The sequence below is a fragment of the Aeromonas sp. 5HA1 genome (assembly GCF_029237245.1).
GTDB lineage: Bacteria > Pseudomonadota > Gammaproteobacteria > Enterobacterales > Aeromonadaceae > Aeromonas > Aeromonas salmonicida.
Genome location: NZ_JAACFW010000011.1, coordinates 81670 through 95846 on the forward strand (window position 1 = coordinate 81670; position 14177 = coordinate 95846).

14 protein-coding genes are annotated in these 14177 nt (G+C 57.6%); 11 read left to right on the plus strand and 3 right to left on the minus strand.

Translation table 11 applies throughout. The annotated features are described in order from the left end of the window. Positions 1–181: 181 nt before the first annotated feature. The 8 genes from ribE (at position 182) to GWQ27_RS11860 (ending at position 8505) form a co-directional block, all read left to right on the plus strand. Entirely contained in the window at positions 182–652 is a 471-nt protein-coding gene (gene ribE, locus GWQ27_RS11825; protein WP_005317595.1) for a 6,7-dimethyl-8-ribityllumazine synthase, read from the plus strand. 14 nt (positions 653–666) lie between these two features. After that, complete coding sequence (nusB, locus tag GWQ27_RS11830; protein ID WP_005317593.1) at positions 667–1080, plus strand: transcription antitermination factor NusB; 414 nt, start codon at positions 667–669, stop codon at positions 1078–1080. Positions 1081–1181: 101 nt separating this feature from the next. Then, a complete protein-coding gene (gene thiL / locus GWQ27_RS11835; RefSeq protein WP_275907444.1) occupies positions 1182–2141 on the plus strand; it encodes a thiamine-phosphate kinase in 960 nt (319 codons plus the stop codon). After that, complete coding sequence (locus GWQ27_RS11840; RefSeq protein WP_275907445.1) at positions 2138–2632, plus strand: phosphatidylglycerophosphatase A; 495 nt, start codon at positions 2138–2140, stop codon at positions 2630–2632. Before thiL ends, GWQ27_RS11840 begins: the two co-directional genes overlap by 4 nt. 510 nt (positions 2633–3142) lie before the next feature. Continuing rightward, the gene (locus GWQ27_RS11845) at positions 3143–4867 is read left to right on the plus strand and encodes an ABC transporter ATP-binding protein (protein ID WP_265451911.1); all 1725 of its coding nucleotides are present in this window, start codon (positions 3143–3145) and stop codon (positions 4865–4867) included. A 59-nt stretch (positions 4868–4926) separates the two neighbouring features. Next, positions 4927–6483 carry an ABC transporter substrate-binding protein gene (locus GWQ27_RS11850; protein ID WP_021138132.1) on the plus strand — a complete coding sequence of 519 codons (1557 nt, stop codon included), beginning with the start codon at positions 4927–4929 and terminating at the stop codon, positions 6481–6483. Between the two features lie 101 nt (positions 6484–6584). Further along, positions 6585–7559, plus strand: a complete 975-nt coding sequence (locus tag GWQ27_RS11855; protein WP_005317584.1) for an ABC transporter permease — start codon at positions 6585–6587, stop codon at positions 7557–7559. A gap of 4 nt (positions 7560–7563) precedes the next feature. Then, the gene (locus tag GWQ27_RS11860) at positions 7564–8505 is read left to right on the plus strand and encodes an ABC transporter permease (RefSeq protein WP_059111414.1); all 942 of its coding nucleotides are present in this window, start codon (positions 7564–7566) and stop codon (positions 8503–8505) included. 80 nt (positions 8506–8585) lie between these two features. Here GWQ27_RS11860 and dxs read toward each other — a convergent pair whose 3' ends face one another. From dxs to xseB, 3 genes are read right to left on the minus strand one after another with little or no spacing between them, the layout of a single operon-like run. After that, positions 8586–10451: a 1-deoxy-D-xylulose-5-phosphate synthase gene (dxs, locus tag GWQ27_RS11865; protein ID WP_275907446.1), complete on the minus strand. Its 1866-nt coding sequence runs from the start codon at positions 10449–10451 to the stop codon at positions 8586–8588. 21 nt (positions 10452–10472) lie between these two features. Then, on the minus strand, positions 10473–11363 hold the full coding sequence (gene ispA / locus GWQ27_RS11870; protein WP_017411993.1) for a (2E,6E)-farnesyl diphosphate synthase: 891 nt from the start codon (positions 11361–11363) through the stop codon (positions 10473–10475). Continuing rightward, positions 11364–11615 carry an exodeoxyribonuclease VII small subunit gene (gene xseB, locus GWQ27_RS11875; protein WP_005317577.1) on the minus strand — a complete coding sequence of 84 codons (252 nt, stop codon included), beginning with the start codon at positions 11613–11615 and terminating at the stop codon, positions 11364–11366. 219 nt (positions 11616–11834) lie between these two features. Between xseB and pomA the strand changes: the two genes are divergently transcribed. The 3 genes from pomA to greA all read left to right on the plus strand — a co-directional run bounded on the left by pomA (position 11835) and on the right by greA (position 14135). After that, on the plus strand, positions 11835–12593 hold the full coding sequence (gene pomA, locus GWQ27_RS11880) for a flagellar motor protein PomA (protein ID WP_111588456.1): 759 nt from the start codon (positions 11835–11837) through the stop codon (positions 12591–12593). An 8-nt stretch (positions 12594–12601) separates the two neighbouring features. Next, positions 12602–13519: a flagellar motor protein MotB gene (locus GWQ27_RS11885; protein ID WP_159167028.1), complete on the plus strand. Its 918-nt coding sequence runs from the start codon at positions 12602–12604 to the stop codon at positions 13517–13519. A gap of 139 nt (positions 13520–13658) precedes the next feature. Then, a complete protein-coding gene (gene greA / locus GWQ27_RS11890) occupies positions 13659–14135 on the plus strand; it encodes a transcription elongation factor GreA (protein WP_005317553.1) in 477 nt (158 codons plus the stop codon). Positions 14136–14177: the final 42 nt, after the last annotated feature.

The following is a 14177-nucleotide window of genomic DNA, read 5'->3' on the forward strand; positions in this document are numbered from 1 at the left end:
TATTATTTTTACCCCGTGCCAGGGCCAGGTATTATTAACAGGTCGGAGCAGCTAATCAAAAGGTCAATAGAGGTCTCGTTGTCGAAACTGTGATGCATGTTTTTGTCCGATTCCCCTTTGTGCTAGAATGTGCGCACTTTTGACTCCGGCCCCTTTTGATTGCACAGATACAGGATTTCCAATGAAGGTTATCGAAGGAAATATCGCCGCTCCTGAGGCGCGCGTTGCTATTGTCGTTGCCCGTTTCAACAGCTTCATCAACGAAAGCCTGGTAGACGGTGCTGTGGACGTACTGAAGCGTCAAGGTCAAGTCCAGGACAGCAATCTCACCCTGGTACGCGTGCCGGGCGCCGTCGAAATTCCCTTGGCTATCAAGAAGCTGGCCAAGAGTGGTCAATACGATGCCATAGTTGCGCTGGGCACCGTCATCCGTGGCGGCACCTATCACTTCGAGCTGGTGGCAAGCGAGAGCAGCAAGGGCATGGCCCAGGTAATGATGGAATATGAAATTCCGGTTGCCTTCGGCGTGCTGACCACAGAAAACATTGAACAAGCCATCGAGCGAGCCGGTACCAAGGCGGGTAACAAGGGTGCAGAGGCTGCACTGAGCGCGCTCGAAATGATCAACGTCCTGAAACAGCTGGACGTGTAACGAGGAGAAGTACATTGAAACCGTCCGAGCGCCGTAAAGCCCGCCATTGCGCCACCCAGGCCATCTACCAGTGGCAGATGACCAGGGCCAACGTGGGCGACATCGAAGAGCAGTTCAAGATCGATCAGGACACCAAGGGTGTGGACCTGAACTATTTCCGCGATCTGCTGTTCGGGGTAGCCCTCCACTGCAACGAGCTGGACAAGGTGTTTGCACCTTTCCTCTCCCGTCCGCTGGAAGAAGTGGACATGGTGGACAAGGCGATCCTGCGTCTGGCGACCTATGAGCTGACCCGTCGCGATGATGTGCCGCCCCGTGTGGTGATCAACGAAGCGATCGAGCTGGCCAAGGCCTTTGCTGCCGATGACAGCCACAAGTTTGTCAACGGTGTACTGGACAAGGTGATCAAGACGCTGAACAAGCGTTGATCCTGATGTCCATCAGCATCACGAGTGTGTTTACGGCTTCGCAGCAAGATCGTGAACCGCTTTGAAGAGAGGAGCCAGCCTAACCGCTGGCTTTTTATTGCATGGGTGAATTTGAGCTGATTGATAAGTACTTCAAGATCCCCCACGCCCGCAAGGACGTGGTGATGGGCCCTGGAGATGACTGCGCCCTGCTGACCCTGCCAGCGGATACCCAGCTGGCGGTGAGCACAGACACCCTGGTGAGCGGCGTCCATTTTTTTCCCGACATGGATCCGGTGGATCTTGGCTACAAGGCGCTGGCGGTCAATTTGTCCGATCTCGCCGCCATGGGGGCCGAGCCGCGCTGGGTTTCGCTGGCACTGACCCTGCCCGCCATCAATGAGAGTTGGGTCGCAGGTTTTGCCGAAGGCTTTCTGGAGTTGGCCGAATACTACAATGTGGCGCTGGTGGGCGGTGACATGACCCGCGGCCCGCTTTCCATCACAGTCTCGGTGAAGGGATCCGTTCCCGCAGGCCGGGCCCTGATGCGCGGCGGCGCCAAGGCCGGTGATGGCATCTATGTGACCGGTACCCTGGGGGATGCCGCCCTGGCGCTCTCCCATCTGCTTGGCAAGCGCACCCTCAACGAGAACCAGCTGGCCGCCGTGCTGCCCAGGCTCGATCATCCCCATCCCCGTATTCTGGCCGGCCAGGCCCTGCGCGGGCTGGCGGGCAGTGCGCTGGATCTTTCAGATGGGCTTTCCTCGGATCTCGGTCACATCCTCAAGGCCTCCGGGGTGCGGGCCCAGATTGACCTTGGTCTGCTGCCCCTCTCGCCCGTGCTGCAGGATGCGGTCTCGGAGCTGGATGCCTGGCAGCTGGCGCTGGCCGGGGGCGATGACTACGAGCTCTGCTTCACCGTGCCCGAGGAGTATCGCGGCGCGCTGGACACGGCACTCGCCAACTGTGGCGTCAAGTTCACCCGGATCGGCCGCATCTTGGCCGGTGAGCCGGGTATCGACTATGTCCGCGGCGAGCAAACGGTCGAGCTGCAATTGAAAGGCTGGGATCACTTCGCATGACCTTGTTTATGATAAAGCCCGAGCTGAAAAGGCTGAACCTGAAGAACCCGCTCCATTTTCTGGCGGTGGGGTTTGGCTCAGGTCTCTCTCCCAAGGCACCGGGTACCATGGGGACGCTGGCCGCCATACCGCTGTACCTGCTGGTGAGCGGGCTTTCCACTCCCTGGTTCATTGCCCTGCTGATGGTGGGATTCGTGGCGGGTATTCGCATCTGCCAGAGTGCCACCGACGCCATCGGTATGCCGGATCACGGCGCCATCGTCTGGGATGAGGTGATCGGCTTTGGCGTGACCATGATAGCGGCGCCAGCCGGCTGGACCTGGGTGCTGGCCGGCTTTGTGCTGTTCCGGTTGTTCGATGTGTTCAAGCCCTGGCCCATCTCCTGGTTTGATCGCCGCATTCACGGCGGACTCGGCATCATGCTGGACGATCTCATCGCCGGTTTGTTCGCCCTGCTTTGTATGCAATTATTGGCATATTGGCTGGGTTGAATTACCCGGCCAGGGGGATGACCACGCTGGCATCCCCCTATATACCACTGTTTAATTTTCATTCGCCGGCATATGCTGCCGTTTAAAAATCATTTCACATAAATATTCACTACTCATTCGAAGCTTAATGCTATTGTGCTGATAGTGAATATTCCCGTCTGTTGCGCCTTTGTTGAAAGTAAAAGCACTAAAAATGATTGGTGGTGGTCATATAGTCTGGTTATGTGACATAAGTCATCATTTATGACTATTGAAATGGCCACTGACTAGGCAAAGTATTGCGAAATTGTATAACCCGATCATTTACACTCGCGGTTAAACCGTCTAAGTTACTCGCGGGTTATTCCAAAAAAATGCAAAAAACCCGCCCGGATCGCTGGTTTAACTGCCTCATGGATTGAGCGTTTCTTACTCAGAACACGCACTCAAGATAAGTACCAAGGCAAACCGGCATCTGCGGCTGATTTACGGACGAATTATTTGGGACGGATGTCCCCCGCAGAGGTAAACATGTCCTTGCTCGAAGTGAAAAACTTGCGGATCGAGTACCCCTCCCGCTATGGGGTGCTGGCCGCGGTCAAAGATCTCTCTTTGTGTGTCGAAAAAGGGGAGATCGTCGGTGTGGTAGGCGAATCTGGCGCCGGAAAATCCACCATAGGCAACGCCGTCATCGACCTGCTGAGCCCACCGGGTCGCATCGCCCGTGGTGACATCTATCTCAACGGCGAACTCATCTCCGGCAAGAGCCAGAACGAGATGCGAGCCATCCGTGGTTCCCGCATCGGTTTCATCTTTCAAGATCCCATGACCTCCCTCAACCCCTTGTTCACCGTTGAACAGCAGTTGGTGGAAACCATTCTGGCCAATACTGATCTCTCTCGCGACGCGGCTTTTGCCAAGGCCCTCGAGCTGATGGGGGCTGTGGGGATCCCGCAGCCCGAGCTGCGCATCAAGCAGTATCCGCACCAGTTCTCAGGTGGCATGCGTCAGCGGGTCGTTATCGCCATCGCCCTGAGTGGCGATCCCGAGCTCATCATTGCCGATGAGCCGACCACGGCCCTCGACGTCTCCATTCAGGATCAGATCCTCCAGCTCATCCGCAACCTCTGCAAAGAGCGCCAGGTGGGCTGCATGCTGGTGACCCACGACATGGGTGTTGTCTCCAACGTGACCGACAAGGTGGCGGTCATGTATCGCGGCGATCTGGTGGAGTTCGGTACCACTGAACAGGTGCTGGGCCGCCCCAATCACCCTTATACCCGCAGCCTCATCTCGGCTGTGCCCCGCTCTGACGTCAAGCTGGTGCGCTTCCCGCTGGTCTCCTATATCGAGGATGCCAGTGCGCCTGATACCAATATCGATCTCAAGACTCACTGGCTCGGTCAGAGTCAGGACGAGCGCACTTACGAAGGGGCCCTGCTGCGGGTGGAGAACGTGGACCTGAGGTTTGTCACCAAGGATTCGATCTTCCCTAGCCGCCGCCAGTACGTGCGGGCTTGCAACAACATCAGCTTCGAGATCTTCGAAGGGGAGACCTTCGGTCTGGTGGGGGAGTCGGGCTCCGGCAAATCCACCATAGCCCGTGCCATTACAGGGCTTTATCCGCCCGATACCGGCAAGATCTTCTTCGAGGGGATCGATCTCACCGCGCTCAAGAGCGAGCGTGAGCGTCGCCCCCTGCGCCGCCAGATGCAGATGGTATTCCAGAACCCTTACTCCTCGATGAACCCGCGCATGAAGGTGCGTGACATCATCGCCGAGCCCATCCGTTTCCATAAGCTGGCGGGCAGCGAGAGCCAGATCGAGGGGATAGTCAACGACCTGCTCGATCACGTCGGACTCGGCCGTGGTGCCGGGGTCAAGTATCCCCACGAGTTCTCCGGCGGTCAGCGTCAGCGCATCTCCATCGCCAGAGCACTGGCGACCCGGCCGCGCTTCCTCATCTGTGACGAGCCCACCTCGGCGCTGGATGTGTCGGTACAGGCCCAGATCCTCAACTTGCTCAAGGATCTGCAGCAGGAGCTTGGGCTCACCATGTTGTTCATCAGCCACGATCTGCCGGTTATCCGCCAGATGTGCGATCGCATCGGTGTGATGCAGCACGGTCATCTGGTGGAAGTGGCCGAGACCGAGAAATTGTTTACCAATGCCGAGCATGAGTACAGCCGCAAGCTGATTTCCCTCATGCCGGAATTCAAGGGAATGTCCCGTGAGGGGCTGGAAATCGCAAGCTAGGAAAGCACCGGCTCGCCGGTTTGTCTGTCAATAAGAAAGCCAAAAGCATGGAGAAAGACATGAAGAAAGGATTATCCAAGATCGCCATGGCGCTGTTCGCCGCCGGCCTCGCCTTTAACGTTTCTGCCGCCGACATCAAGGTCGCCGTAGCCTCTGATCCGACCTCGCTGGATCCCCAGGAGCAGCTCTCCGGTCAGACCCTGGAGATGTCCCACCTGGTGTTCGATCCCCTGATGCGCTGGACTCAGGATCTGCAGTTCGAGCCGCGCCTGGCCGAGAAGTTTGAGCGTATCGACGACAAGACAGTCCGCTTCCATCTGCGCAAGGGCGTCAAGTTCCACTCCGGCAACGACTTCACCGCCGATGACGTGGTGTGGAGCGTCAAGCGTTTGAAAGACTCGGTGGACTTCAAGGCCATCTTCGACCCCATCGCCGACATCAAGAAGGTGGATGATTTCACCGTTGATATCATCACCGACAAGCCCTATCCCCTGGTGCTGCAGACCGTCACTTATATCTTCCCGATGGACTCCAAGTTCTATACCGGCAAGACGGAAGCAGGCAAAGACAAGGCCGAGATTGTCAAGAACGGTGACTCTTATGCATCCACCAATGTCTCGGGTACGGGTCCGTTCAGCGTCAAGTTCCGCGAGCAGGGCGTCAAGCTGGAGTACACCCGCAACGCCAACTACTGGGACAAGAGCTCCAAGGGCAACGTTGACAACCTGACCCTGGTGCCGATCAAGGAAGATGCGACCCGTGTTGCCGCCCTGCTGGGCGGGGACGTGGATGTCATCTACCCGGTTGCCCCGAACGATCTGGAACGGGTCAAGAATGGCAAAGACACCCAGCTGGTGACTCTGTCCGGTACTCGCGCCATCATCATAGAGCTGAACCAGAGCACCAACCCGGCGCTCAAAGACAAGCGCGTGCGTCAGGCGATCAACTACGCCATCAACCAGGTGGGCATCGTCGACAAGATCAACAAGGGTTTTGGTACCCCCGCTGGTCAGCTGAGCCCGAAAGGCTATGCCGGTCACAACGAAGCGCTGGTACCCCAATATGACCTGACCAAGGCCAAGGCGCTGATGAAGGAAGCGGGCTACGAGCAGGGCTTCAAGATGAGCTTCATCTCCCCGGCCGCCCGTTACGTCAACGACGTCAAGATTGCCCAGGCAGTCTCCGCCATGCTGGCCAAGATCAACATCAAGGTGGATCTGAAGACCATGCCGGTGGCGCAATACTGGCCCGAGTTTGACAAGTGCGCCGCAGACATGCAGCTGATCGGCTGGCACTCGGATACCGAAGATACGGCCAACTTCTTCGAGTTCCTGACCTTCACCAAGAATGCCGAAACCGGCATGGGTCAGTACAACTGCGCCGGCTATGCCAACGCAGAAGCTGACAAGATGGTGATGGATGCCAACGCCGAGACAGATCCGGCCAAGCGTGCTGCCATGCTGCAAAAGGTGGAAGCCATGTTGATCGATGATGCTGCCTATGTGCCGCTCCATTGGGAAAATCTGGCGTATGGCGCCAAGAAAAACGCCGACATCAAGCCCATCGTCAACGTAATGAACTTCCCTTACTTCGGCGATCTGGTGGTCGGCAAGTAAGCGAGTCGCAAGGAAGGACTGAGCGGGGGAAGCCAGCCTGTGGCAACCCCCGCCATTAACAGAAGCCTGTGCCAAGACACAGGCCACGTAGAAGGACAAGCATGTTTACATTCCTGCTGAAACGGTTCTATCAGGCCGTGATAGTGATGTTCGTCATCAGCCTGGTCGCCTTCTCCATCCAGGACAACCTGGGGGATCCGTTGCGCGAGCTGGTGGGACAATCCGTCTCCGAAGCCCAGCGTCACGAATTGCGCGAGAAGATGGGCCTCAACGATCCTTTCCTCATCAAATACAGCCGCTTCTTGAAAAATGCGGTGCATGGGGATCTGGGCACCTCCTATTTCTTCAAGCGACCGGCCCTCGAGGTGATCCTCGACAAGCTGGTAGCGACCCTTGAGCTGGTGTTTGGCGCCGCCGTGATCATAGTAGTGGTCTCCATTCCGCTTGGGGTCTATTCCGCGATCCGCCCGCGCAGTATCCTGACCAAGATCATCATGGCCGTGAGCAGCATAGGCATCTCCATTCCTGTGTTCCTGACCGCCATCATGTTGATGTACCTCTTCTCCATCCAGCTTGGCTGGCTGCCGGCCTATGGCCGTGGCGAGACCGCCAATGTGCTGGGCTGGGAGTCGGGTTTCTTCACCTGGGACGGTATCCTGCACCTGATACTGCCGGCCGTCTCTCTCTCCTCCATCATGCTGCCGCTGTTTATCCGGCTGGTACGCTCCGAGATGCTGGAGCAGCTCTCCTCCGAGTACGTGAAGTTTGCCCGTGCCAAGGGGCTGGACAACAACAAGGTCTACTACCAGCACGCTCTGAAAAACACCATGCTGCCGGTGATTACCGTCGGTGGCGTGCAGATCGGCACCATGGTGGCCTACACCATTCTGACCGAGAGCGTGTTCCAGTGGCCGGGAACCGGTTTCCTGTTTCTTGAGGCGATCCACCGGGTCGATACGCCGCTCATCACCGCCTACGTCATCTTCGTGGGACTTATCTTCGTGGTGACCAATACCCTGGTCGACCTGCTCTACGGGTTCATCAACCCGACCGTCAACCTGACCGCCAAGGGGTAAGCGCATGAGTAACGCTGTGACTGTGAGCCCAAGCCGTTGGGCTCGATTCAAGAACTCTGATTTTGTCTACTACTTCCTGCGGGACAAGGTAGCCATGTTCAGCTTTGCGGTGTTCGTGGTGTTCGTGTTGGCGGCGCTGCTGGCACCCTGGCTGGCACCGCACAACGTCTATGACCAGACCAGTTTTGATCTGATGGATGCGGAGCTGCCACCCTCCTGGCTGGATGGCGGCGAAGAGCGCTTCTGGCTCGGCACCGACAATCAGGGGCGTGATATCTGGAGCACCATCCTCTATGGTGCCCGCATTTCGCTCTCCATCGGCCTGTTCGCGGTGGGGTTGCAACTGGTGCTCGGCATCGTCATTGGCCTGATCGCCGGTTACTTCGGTGGCCGCATCGACAATCTGCTGATGCGCTTTGCCGATGTGCAGCTGTCGTTCTCCACCATGATGGTGGCCATCATCATCTCCGCCATCTTCCAGGCAACCTTTGGCTCCGAGTTCTACTCCAAGTTTGCCATCCTGATGCTGGTGGTGATCATCGGCATTGCCGAGTGGCCCCAGTATGCCCGGACTGTGCGTGCCTCTGTGCTTGCCGAGAAGAAGAAGGAGTATGTGGAAGCGGCCAAGGTGATGGGGTTCCGTGCCCCGCGCATCATGTTCCGTCACATTCTGCCGAACTGCCTGTCGCCCATCTTGGTGATCTCCACCGTGCAGGTGGCCAACGCCATCATGAGCGAGGCTGCTCTCTCCTTCCTCGGATTGGGGATGCCGGTGGATCAACCTTCGCTGGGCTCGCTCATCAGTGTCGGCTTCAACTACATCTTCTCGGGCTCCTGGTGGATCACCGCCTTCCCCGGCATCTGTCTGGTGGTGCTGGTGCTGGTCATCAACCTGCTGGGTGACTGGCTGCGGGATGTGTTTAACCCCAAGATCTACAAGGGTTGACTCGGGTCAGAAGTGAAAACACAAGAAGGGCGCCATAAGGCGCCCTTCTTTATTGCTTGCGATTGCAGCCAGTGCTTGCGTCAGGCTTGCAGCCAGGCCTCTATGCTGGCTTGAATGCCCGTGCTGTCGAGTCCCAGCAGCGCATAGATCTCCTCCTGGGTGCCTTGCTCCACGAAGCAATCCGGCAGGCCCAGATTGAGCACCGGCTTGCACTGCTTGTTGCGCATCAGCAGCTCGTTCACTGCAGAGCCGGCGCCACCCATGATGGCGTTGTCCTCTATGGTCACGAACTGGTCGTGGCTGGCGGCAAGCGACAGCACCAGCGCTTCATCCATCGGCTTGACGAAGCGCATGTCCACCAGGGTGGCATTCAGCGCCTCGGCGGCAGCCCTGGCCTGCTGCAGCAGGGTGCCGAACGCCAGTATGGCGGTGCCTTTGCCCTCGCGAATGACACGGCCCTTGCCCAGTTCGAGCGCCTGCATCTCGGTCTGCACCTCGATACCTGTGCCACTGCCACGGGGGTAACGCACCGCAGCCGGCTGGTTGCACTGATAGCCGGTGTAGAGCATCTGGCGACACTCGTTCTCGTCGGACGGGGTCATGACAACCATGTTGGGCACGGTGCGCAGGAAGCTGATGTCGAATGCTCCCTGATGGGTCGGCCCATCGGCACCCACCAGACCAGCCCTGTCGATGGCAAACAGCACCGGCAATGCCTGCAGCGCCACATCATGGATCACCTGGTCATAGGCCCGTTGCAGGAAGCTGGAGTAGATGGCAACCACAGGTTTCTTGTCGGCGATGGCAAGGCCGGCGGCGAAGGTGACCGCATGCTGTTCGGCGATAGCCACATCGAAGTAGCGATCCGGATACTGCTGGCTGAACTTGACCAGCCCCGAGCCCTCGCGCATGGCGGGGGTGATGCCGACCAGCTTCTCGTCTTTCGCCGCCATGTCGCACAGCCACTGGCCGAAGATGGCGGAGAAGCTTGGCTTGCCGCCACTCGCCTTGGGCAGTGTGCATTCGTCCGGATCGAACTTGGGCACACCGTGATAACCGATGGGGTCTTTCTCTGCGGGCTCATAGCCCTTGCCCTTCTTGGTCTTGACGTGCAGCAGCTGCGGGCCCTTGAGATTGCGCATGTTGCGCAGGGTCTCGACCAGCGCCTCAATATCATGGCCGTCGATGGGGCCTATGTAGTTGAAGCCGAACTCCTCAAACAGGGTACCGGGTACTACCATGCCCTTGAGGTGCTCTTCGGCCCGTTTGGCCAGCTCCTTGACCGGCGGCAGCCCCGCCAGCACCTTCTTGCCGCCTTCGCGGATAGTGGTGTAGAGCTTGCCAGACATGATGCGGGCCAGATGGTTGTTCAGCGCCCCCACATTCTCGGAGATGGACATCTCGTTGTCGTTGAGCACCACCAACATGTCCTTGTGGACATCGCCGGCGTGATTGAGCGCCTCGAATGCCATGCCGGCGGTGATGGCGCCGTCACCAATCACTGCCACCACCTTGCGACCCAGGCCCTCGCTCTCGGCGGCAACGGCCATGCCGAGCGCCGCACCTATGGAGGTGCTGGAGTGACCGACCGAGAGCACGTCATACTCGCTCTCGCCGCGCCAGGGGAAGGGGTGCAGGCCGTCTTTCTGACGAATGCTTTGCATCCGGTCGCGACGCCCGGTCAGGATCTTGTGGGGATAGGCCTGATGACCCACGTCCCACACCAGGCGATCGAACGGGGTGTTGTAGACGTAGTGCAGCGCTACCGTCAGCTCGACGGTGCCGAGCCCGGAGGCGAGATGACCACTGGAGCGACTCACCGAACGCAGCAGATATTCACGCAGTTCGTTGCACAGCAGCGGCAGCCGTTCGTAGGGCAGGGATCGCAACTCGACCGGCGTATCCGCGAGGGCCAGGTTGGGGAAATTGCTTATATCAACGCTCATATTGTTACTGTTATCCAGCGTTTAGTGGGTTCGCTCAATGATGTAATCGGCAAACGCTTCCAGAATGTCGGTATTGTAGGGCAAAGATTGCAAGGCTGTTAAGGCTTTACCGTGCAGTTCGCGAGCCAGCTCACGGGCATTGTCGAGTCCGAGCAGGGCCGGATAGGTACTTTTTTCCTGTGCCAGATCAGAGCCTTGTGGCTTGCCCAGTGTCACTGTATCCCCTGTGATGTCGAGGATGTCATCCTGTACCTGGAAAGCGAGCCCTATGGCTGCCGCGTATGTTTGCAGCGCCGCCAGTGTGGTGTCGTCTACGTCGGCCTTGCACAGGGCACCGAGTGCCACGGCGCATTCGATCAGGGCGCCAGTCTTGTGGCGATGCACCTGCTCCAGCTCGGGGAGGCTGATCTGGCGGCCTTCGGCCTGCAGATCCAGTGCCTGTCCGCCACACATGCCAAGGTAGCCGGAGGCGCGGGCCAAGGTGCTTAGCATACGTACCCGGTTGGCCAGAAGCCGGTCGGGCAGGGGATGATCTGCCAGAATGGAGAAGGCCAGGGTCTGCAAGGCATCACCGGCAAGGATGGCGGTGCCTTCATCAAATGCCTTGTGTACTGTCGGTTGACCACGACGCAAGTCATCGTTGTCCATGGCGGGCAGATCGTCGTGCAGCAGCGAGTAGGCATGGATGCACTCCACAGCCGCGGCAGGGCCGTCCAGCAGCTCGCGTTTGACGCCCAGCATTTCACCCACGGCATAGACTAAAAAAGGGCGCACCCGCTTGCCGCCTAGCAGCAGGCCGTAACTCATGGCATCGCGCAGACGCGGGGCCATGGCGGGCAAGGATTCAAGTTGTGCAGACAGACAGTCGTCAATACGTTGCCGATGCAGACGGGAAAAATCGTCCAGCGTCACTCATTCCTCTCCTTGCTCTGGCTGGAAGGGGACCGCTTGCTCAGTGCCATCGGCCTGAGTCAGCAGGATCTGGATCTTCTGTTCGGCCTGCTCCAGCTTCTGCTGCCCAGCCCGTACCAGATGGACACCCTGTTCGAATTGCTTGAGTGCCTCTTCCAGCGGTAAGGAACCTTGTTCCAGTTGATGAACTATGGTTTCCAGCTCTTCCAGAGTGGCATCAAAACTCAGGCGGTCGATTTTCTTACTGGCCATGTTCATCCTCGGGGATTGAAAAAAACGGCTTATCTTAACATCGACGACGCACAGGGGGGAGGCAGAAAAGCGCAGTCGGCTTAAACTCTCGGAAAAGTGGCCGATAATAAGCCATCTTGTGGGTAAGGAAAAATATGGTGGCCCTTGCCGCTTGGTGCGTAATAGCAGAAAATTCAACAAACTATCATAGACATCAGAACCGGTGACAGGAGTAGGGACGTGGATCTAGGCAGTCTGATAGGCATAGTGCTCGGCTTTGGGGTGGTGGGTTATGCCATGGTGCTGGGTGGTGGCGTCGGCATGTTTGTGGATGTTCCCTCCATTCTGATCACTTTTATGGGCTCAATTTTTATTGGCATGATGAAGTTCAACATCGGCCAGTTTTTTATGGCATTCAAGGTCGCTGGCAAGGCCTTCATGTACAAGGGCGACAAACTCGATGACTTGATCCTCAAGTCCGTCGAGCTGGCCGATGCGGCTCGCAAAGGGGGCTTTCTTGCACTGGAAGCTGCCGAGATCCCCAATACCTTCATGAAAAAGGGGATCGACATGCTGGTCGATGGTCATGATGCGGACGTGGTGAGATCTGTGATGGAAAAAGACATAGACCTCACCGAGGAGCGGCACACCAATGCCATCAAGGTCTTTCGGGCGCTGGGGGACTTGGGCCCCGCCATGGGCATGATAGGTACTCTGGTGGGGCTTGTTGCCATGCTTTCCAACATGAGTGATCCCAAATCCATCGGGCCTGCCATGGCGGTTGCCTTGTTGACCACCCTTTATGGGGCCATCCTTGCCAACATGTTTGCCATTCCCATCGCGGACAAGCTTGATTTGCGCAATTCGGAAGAACGACTCAGTCGCTCGCTTATCCTCGATGCCATCATGGGGATCCAGGATGGTCAGAACCCCAGGGTGATAGAGTCCCTGCTCAAGAATTATCTGCATCAATCCAAGCGTGAGCAGGCAACGGAGTAATCTTCGCCATGGCAAAATGCAAGTGTCCGCCTCCCGGTCTCCCCGCATACATGGGGACCTTCGCCGATCTCATGTCATTGCTGATGTGTTTCTTCGTACTGCTGCTCTCTTTTGCCGAGATGGATGTACTCAAGTTCAAGCAGATCGCCGGTTCTATGAGAAATGCTTTTGGTGTGCAGAGCATTCTGGAAGTGAAAGACATTCCCAAGGGAACTTCCGTCATCGCTCAGGAGTTCAGGCCGGGTCGCCCCGAGCCGACCCCTATCGATACCATCATGCAGCAGACCATCGACATGACCCAGACAGAGCTTGATTTTCAGCCAGGCGACGCCGATCAGGCGGGGGGGCATGACAAGACTGATGGGCAGTTGAGTGGTGGCGATACCCAGCAAGAGGCGCAAAAGCAGCAGGAAGCACAGAAGCAGCAAGAGCAGTCAAATGCACTGGCGAAGGCGCTGGCCGAGCAGATGAAAGCCCAGATTCAAGATGGCGCCATCGAGGTGGAAGCCCTTGGTCAGCAGATTATCATCCGGATCCGTGAGAAAGCCGCCTTCCCGGCCGGTTCGGCTTTCTTGCAACCCCAGTTCTGGCCGGTTATTCGCAAAGTCGCCAGCTTGTTGAAAGATGTGCCAGGCGAGATAACCGTGTCGGGCCATACCGACAACATAGCGACCGAAAATGAGCTGTTTCAATCGAACTGGGATCTCTCATCCCAGCGTGCGGTGGCTGTGGCTCACCAGATGATCAAGGTGCCTGGCTTTGACGGTAAACGGTTGGTGGTGCAAGGCATGGCCGACTCCCAGCCCCTGGTGCCCAACACCAATCCGGACAATCGGCGTATGAACCGGCGAGTGGAGATCTCCATCATGCAGGGCAAACCGACAGTGTCGGCCCCGATTGGCGTCTCTGAGCCCAAGCAGAATTGAGTGCAAAGCGCGATCCCGCTCGCAGGGACTGACATGGATTTTGTGCTGGCTTCATATTAAGATGCCCCATCCGAACCGATAGCTGCGGCTCTCTTTGATTGCCGCAGCTTCTCTTTTTCAAGCAACCCAGGTTTCGACTATGAATCATACTCCGATGACTGTTCGCGGCGCGGAAAAGCTGCGCGAAGAGCTCGACTATCTGAAGAGCGAGCTTCGTCCGCAGATAATCGAAGCGATTGCAGATGCCCGTGAACATGGCGATCTGAAAGAAAACGCCGAATACCATGCCGCCCGTGAACAGCAAGGCTTCTGTGAAGGCCGCATTCAGGAAATTGAGAGCAAGCTCTCTAATGCCCAGGTGATCGATGTCACCAAGATTGCCAACAATGGTCGCGTCATCTTCGGTGCGACCGTGACTCTGCTCAAGAGCGAAACGGAAGAAGAAGTAGTCTACCGTATCGTGGGTGATGACGAATCGGACATCAAACAGAACATGATCTCCGTGAACTCGCCCATTGCCCGAGCCTTGATCGGCAAGGAAGTGGACGATGTCGTCATCGTCAAGACGCCGGCTGGCGATGTGGAATACGAGATCCTGGCCGTCGCCTACCTCTGATGTGAGGTGATGCCTGAAACAGGGGAGCACGGCTCCCCTGTT